10 protein-coding genes and 1 pseudogene are annotated in these 13,307 nt (G+C 62.9%); 6 read left to right on the top strand and 5 right to left on the bottom strand.

Annotated features, from left to right (window positions below; all coding sequences use genetic code 11):
• Nucleotides 1–364 precede the first annotated feature (364 nt).
• Together gyrA and KDC96_RS04635 are read left to right on the top strand one after the other, a co-directional pair.
• Nucleotides 365–3,120 (top strand): annotated as a pseudogene (gene gyrA / locus KDC96_RS04640) (DNA gyrase subunit A).
• 2 nt (nt 3,121–3,122) lie between these two features.
• Entirely contained in the window at nt 3,123–3,959 is an 837-nt protein-coding gene (locus KDC96_RS04635) for a TauD/TfdA family dioxygenase (RefSeq protein WP_212451102.1), read from the top strand.
• Here the strand turns inward: KDC96_RS04635 and KDC96_RS04630 are convergent.
• A complete protein-coding gene (locus KDC96_RS04630; protein WP_212451100.1) occupies nt 3,956–4,603 on the bottom strand; it encodes a lysoplasmalogenase family protein in 648 nt (215 codons plus the stop codon). The two genes, KDC96_RS04635 and KDC96_RS04630, sit on opposite strands and share 4 nt — an antisense overlap.
• Nucleotides 4,604–4,654: 51 nt before the next feature.
• Between KDC96_RS04630 and trmFO the strand changes: the two genes are divergently transcribed.
• Nucleotides 4,655–6,040 carry a methylenetetrahydrofolate--tRNA-(uracil(54)-C(5))-methyltransferase (FADH(2)-oxidizing) TrmFO gene (gene trmFO / locus KDC96_RS04625; protein ID WP_212451098.1) on the top strand — a complete coding sequence of 462 codons (1,386 nt, stop codon included), beginning with the start codon at nt 4,655–4,657 and terminating at the stop codon, nt 6,038–6,040.
• Here trmFO and KDC96_RS04620 read toward each other — a convergent pair whose 3' ends face one another.
• The gene (locus KDC96_RS04620; RefSeq protein WP_212451096.1) at nt 6,041–6,505 is read right to left on the bottom strand and encodes an EF-hand domain-containing protein; all 465 of its coding nucleotides are present in this window, start codon (nt 6,503–6,505) and stop codon (nt 6,041–6,043) included.
• 39 nt (nt 6,506–6,544) lie between these two features.
• Nucleotides 6,545–7,135, bottom strand: coding sequence for a hypothetical protein (locus KDC96_RS04615; RefSeq protein WP_212451094.1), 591 nt, complete (start codon nt 7,133–7,135; stop codon nt 6,545–6,547).
• Between the two features lie 280 nt (nt 7,136–7,415).
• On the opposite strand from KDC96_RS04615, the gene KDC96_RS04610 reads away from it, so the two are divergent.
• Genes KDC96_RS04610 through KDC96_RS04600 form a run of 3 tightly spaced genes read left to right on the top strand, consistent with a single transcriptional unit; the run spans nt 7,416 to nt 10,701 of the window.
• Nucleotides 7,416–9,407 carry a Tad domain-containing protein gene (locus KDC96_RS04610; RefSeq protein WP_212451092.1) on the top strand — a complete coding sequence of 664 codons (1,992 nt, stop codon included), beginning with the start codon at nt 7,416–7,418 and terminating at the stop codon, nt 9,405–9,407.
• Nucleotides 9,404–10,003 carry a TadE/TadG family type IV pilus assembly protein gene (locus KDC96_RS04605; RefSeq protein ID WP_212451090.1) on the top strand — a complete coding sequence of 200 codons (600 nt, stop codon included), beginning with the start codon at nt 9,404–9,406 and terminating at the stop codon, nt 10,001–10,003. Before KDC96_RS04610 ends, KDC96_RS04605 begins: the two co-directional genes overlap by 4 nt.
• Nucleotides 10,000–10,701, top strand: coding sequence for a TadE/TadG family type IV pilus assembly protein (locus tag KDC96_RS04600; RefSeq protein WP_212451088.1), 702 nt, complete (start codon nt 10,000–10,002; stop codon nt 10,699–10,701). The genes KDC96_RS04605 and KDC96_RS04600 overlap by 4 nt, the downstream gene beginning before the upstream one ends.
• Before the next feature lie 46 nt (nt 10,702–10,747).
• Here KDC96_RS04600 and KDC96_RS04595 read toward each other — a convergent pair whose 3' ends face one another.
• Entirely contained in the window at nt 10,748–12,100 is a 1,353-nt protein-coding gene (locus tag KDC96_RS04595) for a pyruvate dehydrogenase complex E1 component subunit beta (RefSeq protein ID WP_212451086.1), read from the bottom strand.
• A complete protein-coding gene (gene pdhA, locus KDC96_RS04590; RefSeq protein ID WP_212451084.1) occupies nt 12,100–13,224 on the bottom strand; it encodes a pyruvate dehydrogenase (acetyl-transferring) E1 component subunit alpha in 1,125 nt (374 codons plus the stop codon). Before pdhA ends, KDC96_RS04595 begins: the two co-directional genes overlap by 1 nt.
• Nucleotides 13,225–13,307 lie beyond the last annotated feature (83 nt).

Raw genomic sequence — 13,307 nt, 5'->3', positions numbered from 1 at the left:
CCAAAAACGGTTGATACAGCGCCCTGCAATCCGCGCTGCCGGATTCATCTTTACCTCCGCATGTGAACGCGATCGGCCAGATTTGCAATTCGTCCTAGGCGAACCGGGCTGAACGGCCTTTGAATGGAGCCAGGCCGCGCCGTTCATCGAGGGAAATTCTGCCTGATGCCCGGGATTCTCGACCGGGGGCGGCAAATGTGGAAAAACGGACGGAGAATCGTGCTTTGTTCCGAGTTCGAGTGGTGATTTCCCTACCGAGCGCCTACCTTCCTGGTAACCAAGCACCAGCCCTCAACGATAACCAGAAACGGCCCGTATTTTGAGCGACGACAGCGACATTCTCGATTCCACTCCGCCTTCTCCGATGGGCGATTACGAACGCATCGATATCGTCGATGAAATGAAGACCAGTTACCTCGATTACGCGATGAGCGTGATCGTGGCGCGCGCGCTGCCCGATGTGCGCGACGGGCTGAAGCCCGTGCACCGCCGGATCCTCTATGCGAGCCAGGAAGGCGGCTATGTCGCCGGGCGCAAGTATCGCAAGAGTGCGAAGATCGTCGGCGACGTGATGGGCAACTACCACCCCCACGGTGACGCCGCGATCTACGATGCGCTGGCGCGCATGACGCAAGACTGGTCGATGCGGGTTCCGCTGGTCGATGGCCAGGGCAATTTCGGGTCGATGGACCCCGATCCGCCCGCCTCGATGCGCTATACCGAGGCGCGCCTGGCCCGGGTCACGAACACCCTGCTCGACGATCTCGACAAGGATACGGTCGATTTCGTCCCGAATTACGATGGCGAGAACAAGGAACCGGTCGTTCTTCCGGCGCGGTTTCCCAACCTGCTGGTCAACGGAGCGGGCGGGATCGCGGTCGGCATGGCCACCAACGTGCCGCCACACAATCTCGGCGAAGTGATCGACGGTTGCCTGGCCTTCATCGCGAACCCCGGGATCACCTCCGAGGAACTGATCGAATACATTCCGGGGCCTGATTTCCCCACCGCTCCGCTGATCCTCGGCACCAGCGGCGCGAGAGCCGCCTACACCACCGGGCGCGGGTCGGTCCTGATGCGCAGCCGCCACGAGATTGAGGAAAAGCGCGGCGATCGCCAGTCCATCGTGCTCACATCGATGCCCTATCAGGTCGGGAAATCAGGCCTGGTTGAAAAGATCGCCGAGGCGGCGAAGGACAAGCGGATCGAGGGCATTTCCGACATCCGCGACGAAAGCTCGCGCGAAGGCGTGCGGGTCGTGATCGATCTCAAGCGCGATGCCAGCGCCGAGGTCGTGCTCAACCAGCTGTGGCGCTATACCCCGGCGCAATCCTCTTTCCCGGCGAACATGCTGGCGATCCGGGGCGGTCGCCCCGAAACGCTGACGCTGCGCGATATCATCCAAAGCTTTATCGCCTTCCGCGAAGAGGTCATCACCCGGCGCACCAAATTCGAGCTCAACAAGGCGCGCGAACGTGCCCATCTGTTGCTGGGCCTGGTGGTCGCGGTCTCGAACCTCGACGAAGTGGTGGCGATGATCCGGGGCGCGGCGAACCCGGCCGACGCGCGTGCCAAGCTGCTCGCCAAGGAATGGCCGATTGGCGACATCGCCCAATACATCCAGCTGGTCGAGGCTATCGAGCCCTCTGCCGACGAAGCGGACGGCACCTACAAACTGTCCGAGCGGCAGGTGAAGGCGATCCTCGAACTGCGGCTCCACCGTCTCACCGCGATGGGCCGCGACGAGATCGGCGACGAGTTGCAACACCTCGCCGACGAGATCGCGGAACTGCTCTCGATCCTTGCCGACCGGGTCAAGCTTTACGGATTGATGCGCGACGAGCTTGAGGAAGTGCGCGCGAGTTACGCCACGCCGCGCGTGTCCGAAATTGCGCCCGCATGGGACGGGCTCGAGGATGAAGACCTGATCGAGCGCGACGACATGGTCGTTACGGTAACCCTCGACGGTTACATCAAGCGTACCCCGCTTTCGACCTTCCGCGCGCAGAACCGCGGGGGCAAGGGCCGTGCGGGTATGTCGACCAAGGACGAGGATGCGATTGCCGAGCTGTTCGTCACCTCGACGCACAATCCGGTGCTGTTCTTCTCGACTGCCGGCAAGGTCTACCGCCTCAAGGTCTGGAAACTGCCCGAAGGTGGCCCGACCACGCGCGGACGACCGATCATCAACATGCTGCCAGCGCTCGACGAAGGCGAAACGATCCGCACCGTGCTCCCCCTCCCCGAAGACGAGGACGAATGGGGGCGCTGTCGGTGGTGTTCGCGACTGCGAAGGGCAATGTCCGTCGCAACAGCATGGACGCCTTCACCAATATCCCGTCGAACGGCAAGTTCGCGATGAAGTTCGACGAGGACAGCGAGGACAAGCTGATCGGCGTGGCCGTGCTCAACTCGACCGACGACGTGCTGCTCGCCTCGCGCCAGGGGAAGGCCATTCGCTTCGCCGCCGAGGACGTGCGCGAATTCACCTCGCGCACCTCCACCGGTGTGCGCGGGATGAAGCTGGCCGAAGGCGACGAGGTCGTCTCGCTCTCCACGCTGGGAGCGACCGGTACGACCGCCGATGAGCGGGCAGAATATCTCAAGTATGCGCCGTGGAAGGGTGAAAAGGAAGGAAATCCCGACCTTGATGGCGATCGCTACGACCTGCTCAAGGAACGCGAACAGTTCATCCTCACTGTGTGCGCCAACGGCTACGGCAAGGTTTCGTCGGCGTTCGAATACCGCCGCATCGGGCGCGGCGGCCAGGGCCTGATTAATATCGACAACATCGATCGCAACGGACCAGTCGTCGCCAGTTTCCCGGTCAAGACGGGCGAACAGTTGATGCTGGTGACCGATCAGGCCAAGCTGATCCGTATCGGGCTCGAAAGTCTGCGGGTGCTCGGTCGCAACACGGCGGGCGTCCGGCTGTTCGATGTGTCCAAGAACGAACACATCGTCAGCGCAGTCAAGATCGACGAAACCGAAGAACCGGAGAACGAGGCCGAGGAAGCGGTTGTCGAGGAGATGGTCGATCGGCGCGGCGGGGACGACGAGACCTCGCCCGATACGACGGCCCATTCGGACAAGAATATCGACGGCGAACCGGGCGGATAGGAATGCGGATCGAATCCTCCGGCCAGGCATGCGGCGCGCGGGTTACGGGCGTCGACCTCTCGGAGGCGCTCGACCCTCAGACCATCGCGGCGATCCGCTCGGCGTGGCTTGAGCACAGGGTTTTGGCGTTCACCGGTCAGCGAATGGACGACGATGCGCTGGAACGCTTCACTCTCGCGATGGGTGAATTCGGCGAGGATCCGTTCTTCGATCCGATCCCCGGGCGCAAGAATATCGCCGCGATCACACGCGAAGCCGACGAAACCAGCCCGCTGTTTGCCGAGAACTGGCATTCGGACTGGAGTTTCCTGCCCCGACCGCCCTCGGGCACATGCCTGCTTGCCATCGAAATCCCGCCCTTGGGCGGAGACACGCTCTTTTCCGACCAGATCGCCGCGTTTGCCGCCCTGCCCGACGAGCGCAAGGATCATCTGCGCAGCCTCACCGCGATCCATTCTGCGGCGCGCGGATATGCGCCCGACGGGGTGTACGGCGATCACGATTCAAACCGTTCGATGGCCATCAGGCCCGGCGAAAGCGCCCGTGCGCGCCAGGCCCACCCGCTGGTGAAACGGCACCCGGAAACCGGCGAGGACGCGCTGTTCTGCAGCATCAGCTACACGGTCGGGATCGAGGGGATGAGCGATGCCGAGTCGCTGCAAATGGTGATGGAACTGCATCAATGGTGCGAACAGGACCGCTTCGTCTACCGCCACCGCTGGGAACCGGGCATGCTCGTGATGTGGGACAATCGCAGTGTCAACCACAAGGCCACCGGCGGCTACGAAGGGCACCGGCGCGAATTGCACCGCACCACCATCGCCGCCGTTTCAGCCTAGATTTCGTGATCGGCGCGGAGCGTCTGGACGATCCCGGTCGCGATCAGCAGCTGGCCGATATAGTATAGCGGCCAGATCAGCAGATTGGGTAGCGGCGCGAGGTCGATCGGACCCTCGCGGCTGAAGATCAGCCAGTCGCTGATGACGAACAGCACCGCGCCTAAACCGACGCGATAGCGGGAGAAGCGGCTCATCCAGGCGGTGGCGGCCATCGCCCCCAGACCGACGGCGTAGAGCGCGATATCGGCCCGCAGGCTCAGCAGATAGGCAATCGCCGGCGCCCCAACCAGCAATCCGGCCGCGAGCAGTTTCTGGCTGAACGTTGTGGTTGGTCTCAGATTGCGCAGGTACAGCACGATCGCAGCAATATGCGAGGCAAGGAACAAGGCGCCGCCCAGTCGGAAATCGTGAATCAGAACCATGTCGGCCGCCGCAGCCAGCGCCAGCGCAATCACCAGGATCGCCCCGTCGAAGCCGCTCGTGCGCCGCATCGCATAGACCGCCAGCAAGCCGACGCCCGCTCCTTTCAGGAACGTCAGGTAAAGCTCGCCGATCGGGTCGTCCCAGACCAGGTAATATACGGTGGCGGCGGCCAGGCTCGCCAGAATCCAGGGCCGATGTTCCACCAATGCGCGTTTGGGCATCTGTCCCGCTCCCTCTTGCGGTCGCGCTAGCACGCAATTACCGCCCGCTCCATGACAGGCACGACGAAAACCCACGACGTTCACATCATCGGCGGTGGACTCGCCGGTAGCGAGGCTGCCTGGCAGCTGGCCCGGCGCGGAGTAAAGGTGCGCCTGTCCGAAATGCGTGGCTCCGGTGAGATGACTCCGGCGCACCAGACCGACGGTCTGGCGGAGCTGGTGTGCTCGAACAGCTTCCGTTCGGACAACGACGAAGCCAACGCGGTCGGTCTGCTGCACCACGAAATGCGCGCGCTCGACAGTCTGGTGATGCGCGCCGGCGAAATCGCCCGGGTCCCGGCGGGCAGTGCGATGGCGGTCGATCGCAACGTGTTTTCTGCCGAGGTGGAAAAGGCGCTGCGCGAGCACCCAAATGTCACGATCGCGCGCGAGCGGATCGACCGGCTGCCCGATGCCGGGCTGACCATCGTTGCCACCGGACCGCTGACGGCCACGGCGCTGGCGGAAAGCATCGTCGGTGCAACGGGCGAGGAACGGCTCGCGTTTTTCGATGCAATCGCCCCGATCGTCCACCGCGACAGCATCGATATGGAGATCGCATGGATCCAGTCGCGCTGGAACAAACGGACCGAAGCCTCGAACGAAGGCGGCGACTACATCAACTGCCCGATGACGCAGGAACAGTACCTCGCCTTTCACCAGGGGTTGATCGATGGCGAGAAGACCGAATTCAAGGAGTGGGAGAAGGATACGCCCTATTTCGACGGCTGCATGCCGATCGAGGTGATGGCGGCGCGCGGTGTCGACACGCTCCGGTTCGGTCCGATGAAGCCGGTCGGGCTCGACAATCCCCGCGATGCAACGCCCGAATTCCCGCAGGGACGCTGGCCTTACGCGGTGGTGCAACTGCGGCAGGACAACAAGCTGGGCACGCTGTGGAACATGGTCGGGTTCCAGACCAAGCTCAAATACGCTGCGCAGGTGGAGCTCTTCCGCACCATCCCGGGGCTGGAAAATGCCGAGTTCGCGAGGCTCGGGGGATTGCACCGCAACACGTTCCTGAATTCGCCTCACGTGCTCGATCGACAGCTGCGGTTGAAAGCCGCGCCGCATATCCGCTTCGCCGGGCAGGTGACCGGATGCGAAGGCTATGTCGAAAGCGCGGCGATCGGGCTCGTTGCCGGGATCATGACTGCCGGCGAACTCGCAGGGCGGGCATGGAAGCCCTTGCCCGCGACGACCGCGATGGGTGCGCTGCTGAGCCACATCACGGGAGACGCCGAGGCGGACACGTTCCAGCCCATGAACGTCAACTTCGGGCTGTTTCCGCCGCTGCACGAGGTCAGGAAGAAGGCGCGCAAGGAAGCCTATACCAGCCGCGCCAAGGCAGACCTGGCCGCCTGGGTCAACGACACGCGCGAACCGGTACCCGCCTGATCAGCAGCGGCAGGCGGGCTTGCGTGCTGGGCGCTTTGGCGCGGTTGTCGCGAATTCCTTCGGCGAAAGCTCACCGTTCCTGTCGGCGTCGGCTCCGTCGAAGCGCTGCGCGGTGGTGACCGCCCATTCCTCGAACGTCAGCAGGTTGTTGCCGTCGACATCGAGTTTCCGGAAGGCATCCGAACGGCTTGAAAGCATCTCGTTGCGGGTGATCTTCCGGTCGCGATTGCGATCGTAGCGGAAGAACCGCTTTTCCTCCCGCGTCAACTCGCTTGCCTCGGGTGGCGCCGGGCCGGTCAGTTCGCCGGGATCGGCTTGCGGCAATTCGTCGGGGGTCTTCGCGATGTTCTCGGCTGCGGGAGGCGGAGGCGCATTGACCTCGACTTGCGCCCTGCCCTGCCACCAGAACACGCCGACACCGGCAAGTATCAATCCGACGAATACTCCGAGTACAGTTTGACGCATCTTGGCCCCGTTGCAATATTCATCGGGGATTACACGTATTCAACGGCCGAAGAAACCCGCCTTCAATGCGGTGAGCGCGGCCCCGCGTCCTTCCATCAAGGGCTTTCCGCCGCGTTCCAGGGCGCGCAGCGCCAGCGCCTCGAGTACGCGGAGACCGCGCGCCTCGCGCGGCAGGCGTTCTCCGTCATCGGTCTGGTCGAGCCCCAGACGGATCGCCCTGCGGCGCTCCTCGGCATCGCTCAGACGAATGGCGAGATCGGCGCAAACGAACCGGGTCGCAGCGGCGGAGACGCGCGCGGCGGACCGAAGCGAAGCCCCGCCGAACAGGGCCACAAACGGCGCGCCGCGACCTCTTGCAATCCGAACCAGATCGGCGTCTGCGAGCGCAACCGACACCAGCAGCACTTCCCAGCCATCGACGACGTCGATCAACGCCTGCTCGTCCCCCGACCAATGCGCTCCGATTGCGCTGAGAGCCGCGTCTCCGGCGGGGCGATCCGGCGTGCGTAGCGCGAGCATGTCGCGCCACCAGGCGAGGCGCATTTGCCCCAGCATCGGTTCGGTGGTTGCGGAAACTATGCGCGCCAGCCTCTGATCCAGCGCCAGCGCTGCGGACAGTCGGGCACGCACCGATCCCGGAGTGTGGGCGACGGCCAGTACGAGTTCGGGGGCAGGGATTCGCTGGGAGAACCTTTCACAACGGGCAGTGCTAGCTGCTGCGAGCAAACAATTGTCAAGCTGATCGTCCCATATCGGCGCAGATGACGAGGTTTTTTGGGGCCGAGCGCGCTTTTACCTGAGGTTAACCATGCGCCTTCGCAATGCGCTTACCAGACTGCGCTAAGTCCGGTCCATGCAGCTGTTTTCTCGCACTCTTTCGCGAACGACTCCGAACAGGGACTCGAAACGCATGGGTATACTCTCGTTCTTCCGCCGGCTTGCCGCGGATCCCACGGCCAACACCATCGTCATTTCGGCGGCGGCGCTGGTCCCCTTGATCGGCATGGTCGGCGGCGCCGTCGACGCGAGTCGTTATTACATGACGACCACGCGTCTACAGGCAGCCTGCGACGCCGGCGCGCTCGCCGCGCGGCGCGCAATGGACGACGGCGACTTTTCGACCGAGGACGAACAGGTCGGCAACGCGTTCTTCGATCAGAACTACAACGATGGCCTGTTCGGCCTCGAAAACAGGACGCGCGCCTATTCCGCCAACGATTCGGGCGTGGTGAGCGGAACCGCGACCGGCACTCTGCCGACGAGCCTGATGCATATTTTCGGTTACGATGAATTCAACGTCAGCGTGAGCTGTTCGGCCGATATCAACATCGCCAACACCGATGTGATGTTCGTGCTCGACGTCACCGGTTCGATGAACTGCCCCGCCGAACAGGGGATCGACGACGACTGTTCGAACAACGGCAACACCGAATATGTCAGCGGCGGCGTGAACGGTTCGCGCCTGCAGGCGGTGCGCGAAGCGGTGGTCGATTTCTATGATATCGTCGAAAGTTCGACGTCGCCGCAGGCGCAGGTGCGTTATGGCTTCGTGCCGTACTCGCAGGGGGTGAATGTCGGCCAGTCGATCAAGTCTTGGATGGCGGATTCGGCCACGTATCAATCGCGTGTCTGGGTCGAAACCACTACCGAAGTGCCCGGCAGCGGCGTCGAAATCGGCGACTGGATTCTCGACCGGCAGACTTACGAATACATGCCGCGCGATCCTGATAACTTCGGCGGTGGCGTCTGGATTTCCAGCTACCAGTGGAAGAACAAGGACAACGATTCCGGCAAGGCGGACAACCCCGCGCGGAACAAGTGCCTCCGCATGGAAGGCGAAGAATACCGGGTTGGCGACGAGCTGTGGCGCGTCACCTCTTCGGATTACTGGCTGAACGTCTGGAACCGCTACGGTGCCAGCACGCAGTGGCGTGCCGCCTGCGTAGGCCGGATCGACAAGTATCGTCAGGCCGACGAGGACGACGTCGAGGAACCCGAAACGATCACGGTCGCTCAGTGGCAGTACCGTCCGGTTACTTTCGATGTGTCGAACTTCAATGCCGGAGCCGGTCTCGGAAACCCGGTCACGACCCCGACCGGCAACAACGGCTCGACCGTAACGCACAATTGGGACGGGTGTATTCAGGAAGCGAACACGGTCGCCCAGGCGAGCTTTAATCCGGTCCCTGCCGGAGCCCACGATCTCAATATCGACCTCGTGCCTTCGACCGATGAGGAGCGCTGGAAGCCCGCGCTGCCGGGAGCGGTGTATTACCGGCACACGGACGACGGCAGTCTGTGGGACAACGATTCATGGATCTACGAGGAAGTCGGAACGACCGAGAATCTCGATAGCGTAAACGGCCGCGGACAGCACGTCTGCCCGGTCGCTGCGCGCCGCCTGTCGGACGCGTGGACCGAATCAACGCTTGAAACCTACGTCGATTCGCTGCGCGCTCGTGGCAACACCTACCACGACTTCGGAATGCTCTGGGGCGCACGCTTCATTTCGCCCGACGGCATCTTCTCGGGCTCGAATGCGACCGCGCCGAACGGTGACGCAATCACCCGCCACATCATCTTCATGACCGACGGCACGCAGGCGACCAACCAGCGCGTCTACGGACTCTACGGGATCGAATGGTGGGATCGCCGGATTACGGACAACGGTTCCTCGTCGCAGATGGCAAGTCGCCACGCCGAACGTTTCCAGGCGGCATGCCGTGCAGCCCGCAACAAGAACATTTCGGTCTGGACCATCGCGTTCGGTACCGATCTGAGCGCCAACCTGCGCAACTGCGCCACTTCGGGCCGCGCCTTCCAGGCGGACGATGCCGATGAACTGCGGCAGACCTTCCGCGACATTGCGGAACAAATTGCAGACCTGAGGCTGACTTCATGATCGGGCCCCGGCTCCTCAAACGCCTGCGCCGCGACGAGCGGGGTGCGACGCTGACCGAATTCGGGTTTGTCGCCCCCGTCCTGTGCGTGCTTCTCATGGGCATCTTCGACCTGGCGCACACGCAATACACTGCGGCCCAGATCAACGGTGCGATGCAGAAGGCGGGGCGCGACATGACGCTCGAATCCGCCGGAAGCCGGCAGGGCACGATCGATCAGGCGGTGATCGACCAGATCAAGACCGTGGTCCCGAACAACGCGACGGTGACGCTCCAAAAGCTTTCGCATTTCGATTTCAGCGACGTTGGCGAAGCGGAAAACTTCACCGACGACGACGGAGACTCGGTCTGCAACAATGGCGAACCCTTCGAGGATGCAAACGGCAACGGCCAATGGGACGCGAACCGCGGTGCTTCCGGCATCGGCGGTGCGCGCGACGCCGTGCTGTACGAAGCCACGGTCGAATGGCCTCGCCTGTTCCCGATGGCCGGTCTGGTGGGAATGAGCGAAAACATGACGCTCAAAGCCTCAACCGTGTTGCGCAACCAGCCCTACGATCAACAGAACCGCAACGTCGAAATCGGTAATTGCCCATGATTCCTGCAGCGAAAACCAAGACCGGCCGCTTCGCCGGCATCAAGCGCCGCTTGCGTGATCTGCCCGGCGCCAAATCGGGTGTTGCGATGGTCGAATTCGCGTTCACCGCGCCGATCATGCTGTCGCTGGGCTTGCTCGGCACGGAAACTGCCTATTACGCGCTGGTCCACATGGAAGTGAGCCAGATTGCGATGCAGGTGGCCGATAACGCGTCGCGCGTTGGCGAACAGGACGTTCTGCTGGCCCGCAAGGTCTATGAAGACGACATCAACCAGGTGTTTGTCGGGGCGGAAAAGCTCGGCGAGCGGCTCGACATCTTCGATCACGGACGGATCATCCTGTCGAGCCTCGAACAGAATTCCGAAGGCGGTCAGTGGATTCACTGGCAGCGGTGTCGCGGTCTGAAGAATCATACCTCGAGCTTCGGAGCGCAAGGCGACGGCGACTCCGGAACCTCGTTTGCCGGCATGGGCGAAAGCGGCAAGGAAATCACCGCGAGTTCGGGGACTGCCGTGATGTTCGTCGAGGTGGTTTACGACTACCAGCCGATCACGCCGTTCGATTACCTCGAAGGCGAAACGATCAGCTACACTGCTGCGTTCAACATTCGCGACAATCGCGACCTGACGCAGCTGTATGCCTCACCGACGGGACAAAACACCGCGCGATGCAACCAGTTCAAGTCCGAACGCCCCTGAACCTCGCGGGAGAGATGCCAACGGCGTCCCTCCCCCCTCAGCCGCATCAGACGTAACAGACCTTTTTCACCGCTTCGACGATCCTCTCGGCATCGATCAGCGCGAGATGTTCGAGGTTGGCGGCATAGGGCAGCGGCACGTCTTCGTTGCACACCCGCAGCACCGGCGCATCGAGATCGTCAAAACCCTCTTCCATACAGATCGAGATGATCTCGCTCGCGATCGAGCAGGTCGGCCAGCCCTCTTCTGCCACCACCAGACGGTTGGTCTTGGCGAGACTTGTGAGGATCGCCTGCCTGTCGAGCGGGCGCAGCGTGCGCAGGTCGATCACTTCGGCGTCGATGCCCTCGCCCGCCAGCGTCTCCGCGGCTTCGAGTGCTAGCCCGACCCCGATCGAATAGCTGACGATGGTGGCGTCTGACCCTTCCCGCATGATCCGAGCCTTGCCGATGGGAAGGACGTGATCGTCGAGGTCGGGGACATCGAAGCTGCGGCCATAGACCAGCTCGTTTTCCAGGAAGACCACCGGGTCCTCGCTTCGGATCGCGGCTTTCAACAGCCCCTTGGCATCGGCGCTGTCGTAGGGCGCGATGACGATCAGGCCGGGGACGCTGGCGTACCACGGGCCGTAATTCTGGCTGTGCTGCGCACCCACGCGCGAAGCCGCACCATTGGGGCCGCGGAACACGATCGGGCACCGCATCTGGCCACCCGACATGTAATTCGTCTTGGCTGCCGAGTTGATGATGTGGTCGATGGCCTGCATCGCGAAGTTGAAGGTCATGAACTCGACGATTGGACGCAATCCGCCCATCGCCGCGCCTGCACCGATACCGGCAAACCCGTATTCGGTGATCGGCGTGTCGATCACGCGTTTGGGGCCGAATTCGTCGAGCAGGCCCTGCGTCACCTTGTAAGCGCCCTGATACTCGGCGACTTCCTCGCCCATCACGAACACACGTTCGTCGCGGCGCATTTCCTCGGCCATCGCGTCGCGCAACGCCTCGCGGACCGAGACCGCGGTGAAGCTGGTGCCATCGGGAATTTCGGGATCTTGCGCTGTCGCGGCAGGTTTGGGCTTTTCCGCCGCCGGTTTGGGAACAGGCGCGGGAGCCGGCGCTGGCTTCGCCGCAGGTGCGGGAGCGGGGGATGCATCCCCCTCCCCGTCGAGCATCGCGATCACGGTGCCGACCGCGACGTTCTCGGTACCCTCGGGCACCAGGATCTTGCCGATCACGCCATCGTCGATGGCTTCGAATTCCATCGTCGCCTTGTCGGTCTCGATCTCGGCGATGATGTCACCCGGAGCGATCTCGTCGCCCTCCTTGACGAGCCATTTGGCCAGCGTGCCTTCTTCCATGGTCGGCGACAGCGCCGGCATCTTGAGTTCGATACCCATCAGTAGCTCTCCACCAGCACGTCGGTGTAGAGTTCCGACGGTTCCGGCTCGGGTGAATTTTCGGCGAAATCGGCAGCCTCGGCCACGCGGGCGCGGATCTCCTTGTCGATCGCCTTGAGGTCTTCCTCGCTCTTGCCCTGTTCGATCAGAACCTTCTTCAGCCCCTCGATCGGGTCGTGGTGGTCGCGCTGGTCCTGCACTTCTTCTCGGGTGCGGTATTTTGCCGGGTCGGACATCGAATGTCCGCGATAGCGGTAGGTGTTGAGCTCCATCAGCACCGGCCCCTTGCCCTCGCGCACATGCTTGAACGCGACCTCGGCCGCAGCACGAACCTCGAGCACGTCCATTCCGTTCACTTCCATCCCGGGAATGCGGAACGACGTACCGCGCCGGTAAAATCGCGTTTCGGCCGACGATCGCTTGGTCGACGTGCCCATCGCGTACTGGTTGTCCTCGACCACGAACACGATCGGCAGGTTCCAGAGCGCGGCCATGTTGAACGTTTCGTAGACCTGCCCCTGGTTGGCCGCGCCGTCGCCAAAATAGGCGAGGCAGATACCGCCGTCGCCCTTGTACTGATGCGCCAGCGCGAGGCCGCCGCCCAGTGCCACCTGCGCGCCGACGATGCCGTGGCCGCCATAGAATTTGTGCTCGGTGCTGAACATGTGCATCGAGCCGCCCTTGCCCTTCGAAATGCCCGCTTCGCGACCGGTCAGCTCGGCCATGATGACCTTGGGATCGATGCCGTAGGCGAGCATGTGACCATGATCGCGATAGCCGGTGATCACGCTGTCCTTGTCGCCATCAAGCGCCGATTGCAGCCCGATCGCCACCGCTTCCTGCCCGATGTACAGATGGCAGAATCCACCAATCAGCCCGAGCCCGTAAAGCTGCCCGGCCTTTTCCTCGAAGCGGCGGATCAGCAGCATCTGCTCGTAGAATGCGAGCATCTGATCGATGCTGGCGTTGAACCGCTTGCTGGATTCGAATTCCTCTTGCAGCGAATGCAGGACGAAATCCGGATCGTCCGACGGCGCCGACTTCGCGGCCTGCTTGGTGGCGGCAGGCTTGCGGTTCGCCGGCTTTTTCGCCGTGCTCTTTGCCTTGCTGGGCTGTTTGGCCAAGGCTCGTTTCCTTTGTTCTCTGGTGTCGAATGACAGCGCGCCGGAAAGGGGGATGCGCTGCATCCCTATTGGCGGGCAAATTT

It is taken from the genome of Erythrobacter sp. JK5, assembly GCF_018205975.1.
Classification (GTDB): domain Bacteria; phylum Pseudomonadota; class Alphaproteobacteria; order Sphingomonadales; family Sphingomonadaceae; genus Erythrobacter.
This window is presented reverse-complemented; position numbering and strand designations above follow the sequence as displayed.

Coding starts and splice junctions, on each gene's coding strand:
- KDC96_RS04635 (WP_212451102.1), top strand. CDS start 3,123: ATGCGGATCGAATCCTCCGGCCAGGCATGCGGCGCGCGGGTTACGGGC.
- KDC96_RS04630 (WP_212451100.1), bottom strand. CDS start 4,603: ATGCCCAAACGCGCATTGGTGGAACATCGGCCCTGGATTCTGGCGAGC.
- trmFO (WP_212451098.1), top strand. CDS start 4,655: ATGACAGGCACGACGAAAACCCACGACGTTCACATCATCGGCGGTGGA.
- KDC96_RS04620 (WP_212451096.1), bottom strand. CDS start 6,505: ATGCGTCAAACTGTACTCGGAGTATTCGTCGGATTGATACTTGCCGGT.
- KDC96_RS04610 (WP_212451092.1), top strand. CDS start 7,416: ATGGGTATACTCTCGTTCTTCCGCCGGCTTGCCGCGGATCCCACGGCC.
- KDC96_RS04605 (WP_212451090.1), top strand. CDS start 9,404: ATGATCGGGCCCCGGCTCCTCAAACGCCTGCGCCGCGACGAGCGGGGT.
- KDC96_RS04600 (WP_212451088.1), top strand. CDS start 10,000: ATGATTCCTGCAGCGAAAACCAAGACCGGCCGCTTCGCCGGCATCAAG.
- KDC96_RS04595 (WP_212451086.1), bottom strand. CDS start 12,100: ATGGGTATCGAACTCAAGATGCCGGCGCTGTCGCCGACCATGGAAGAA.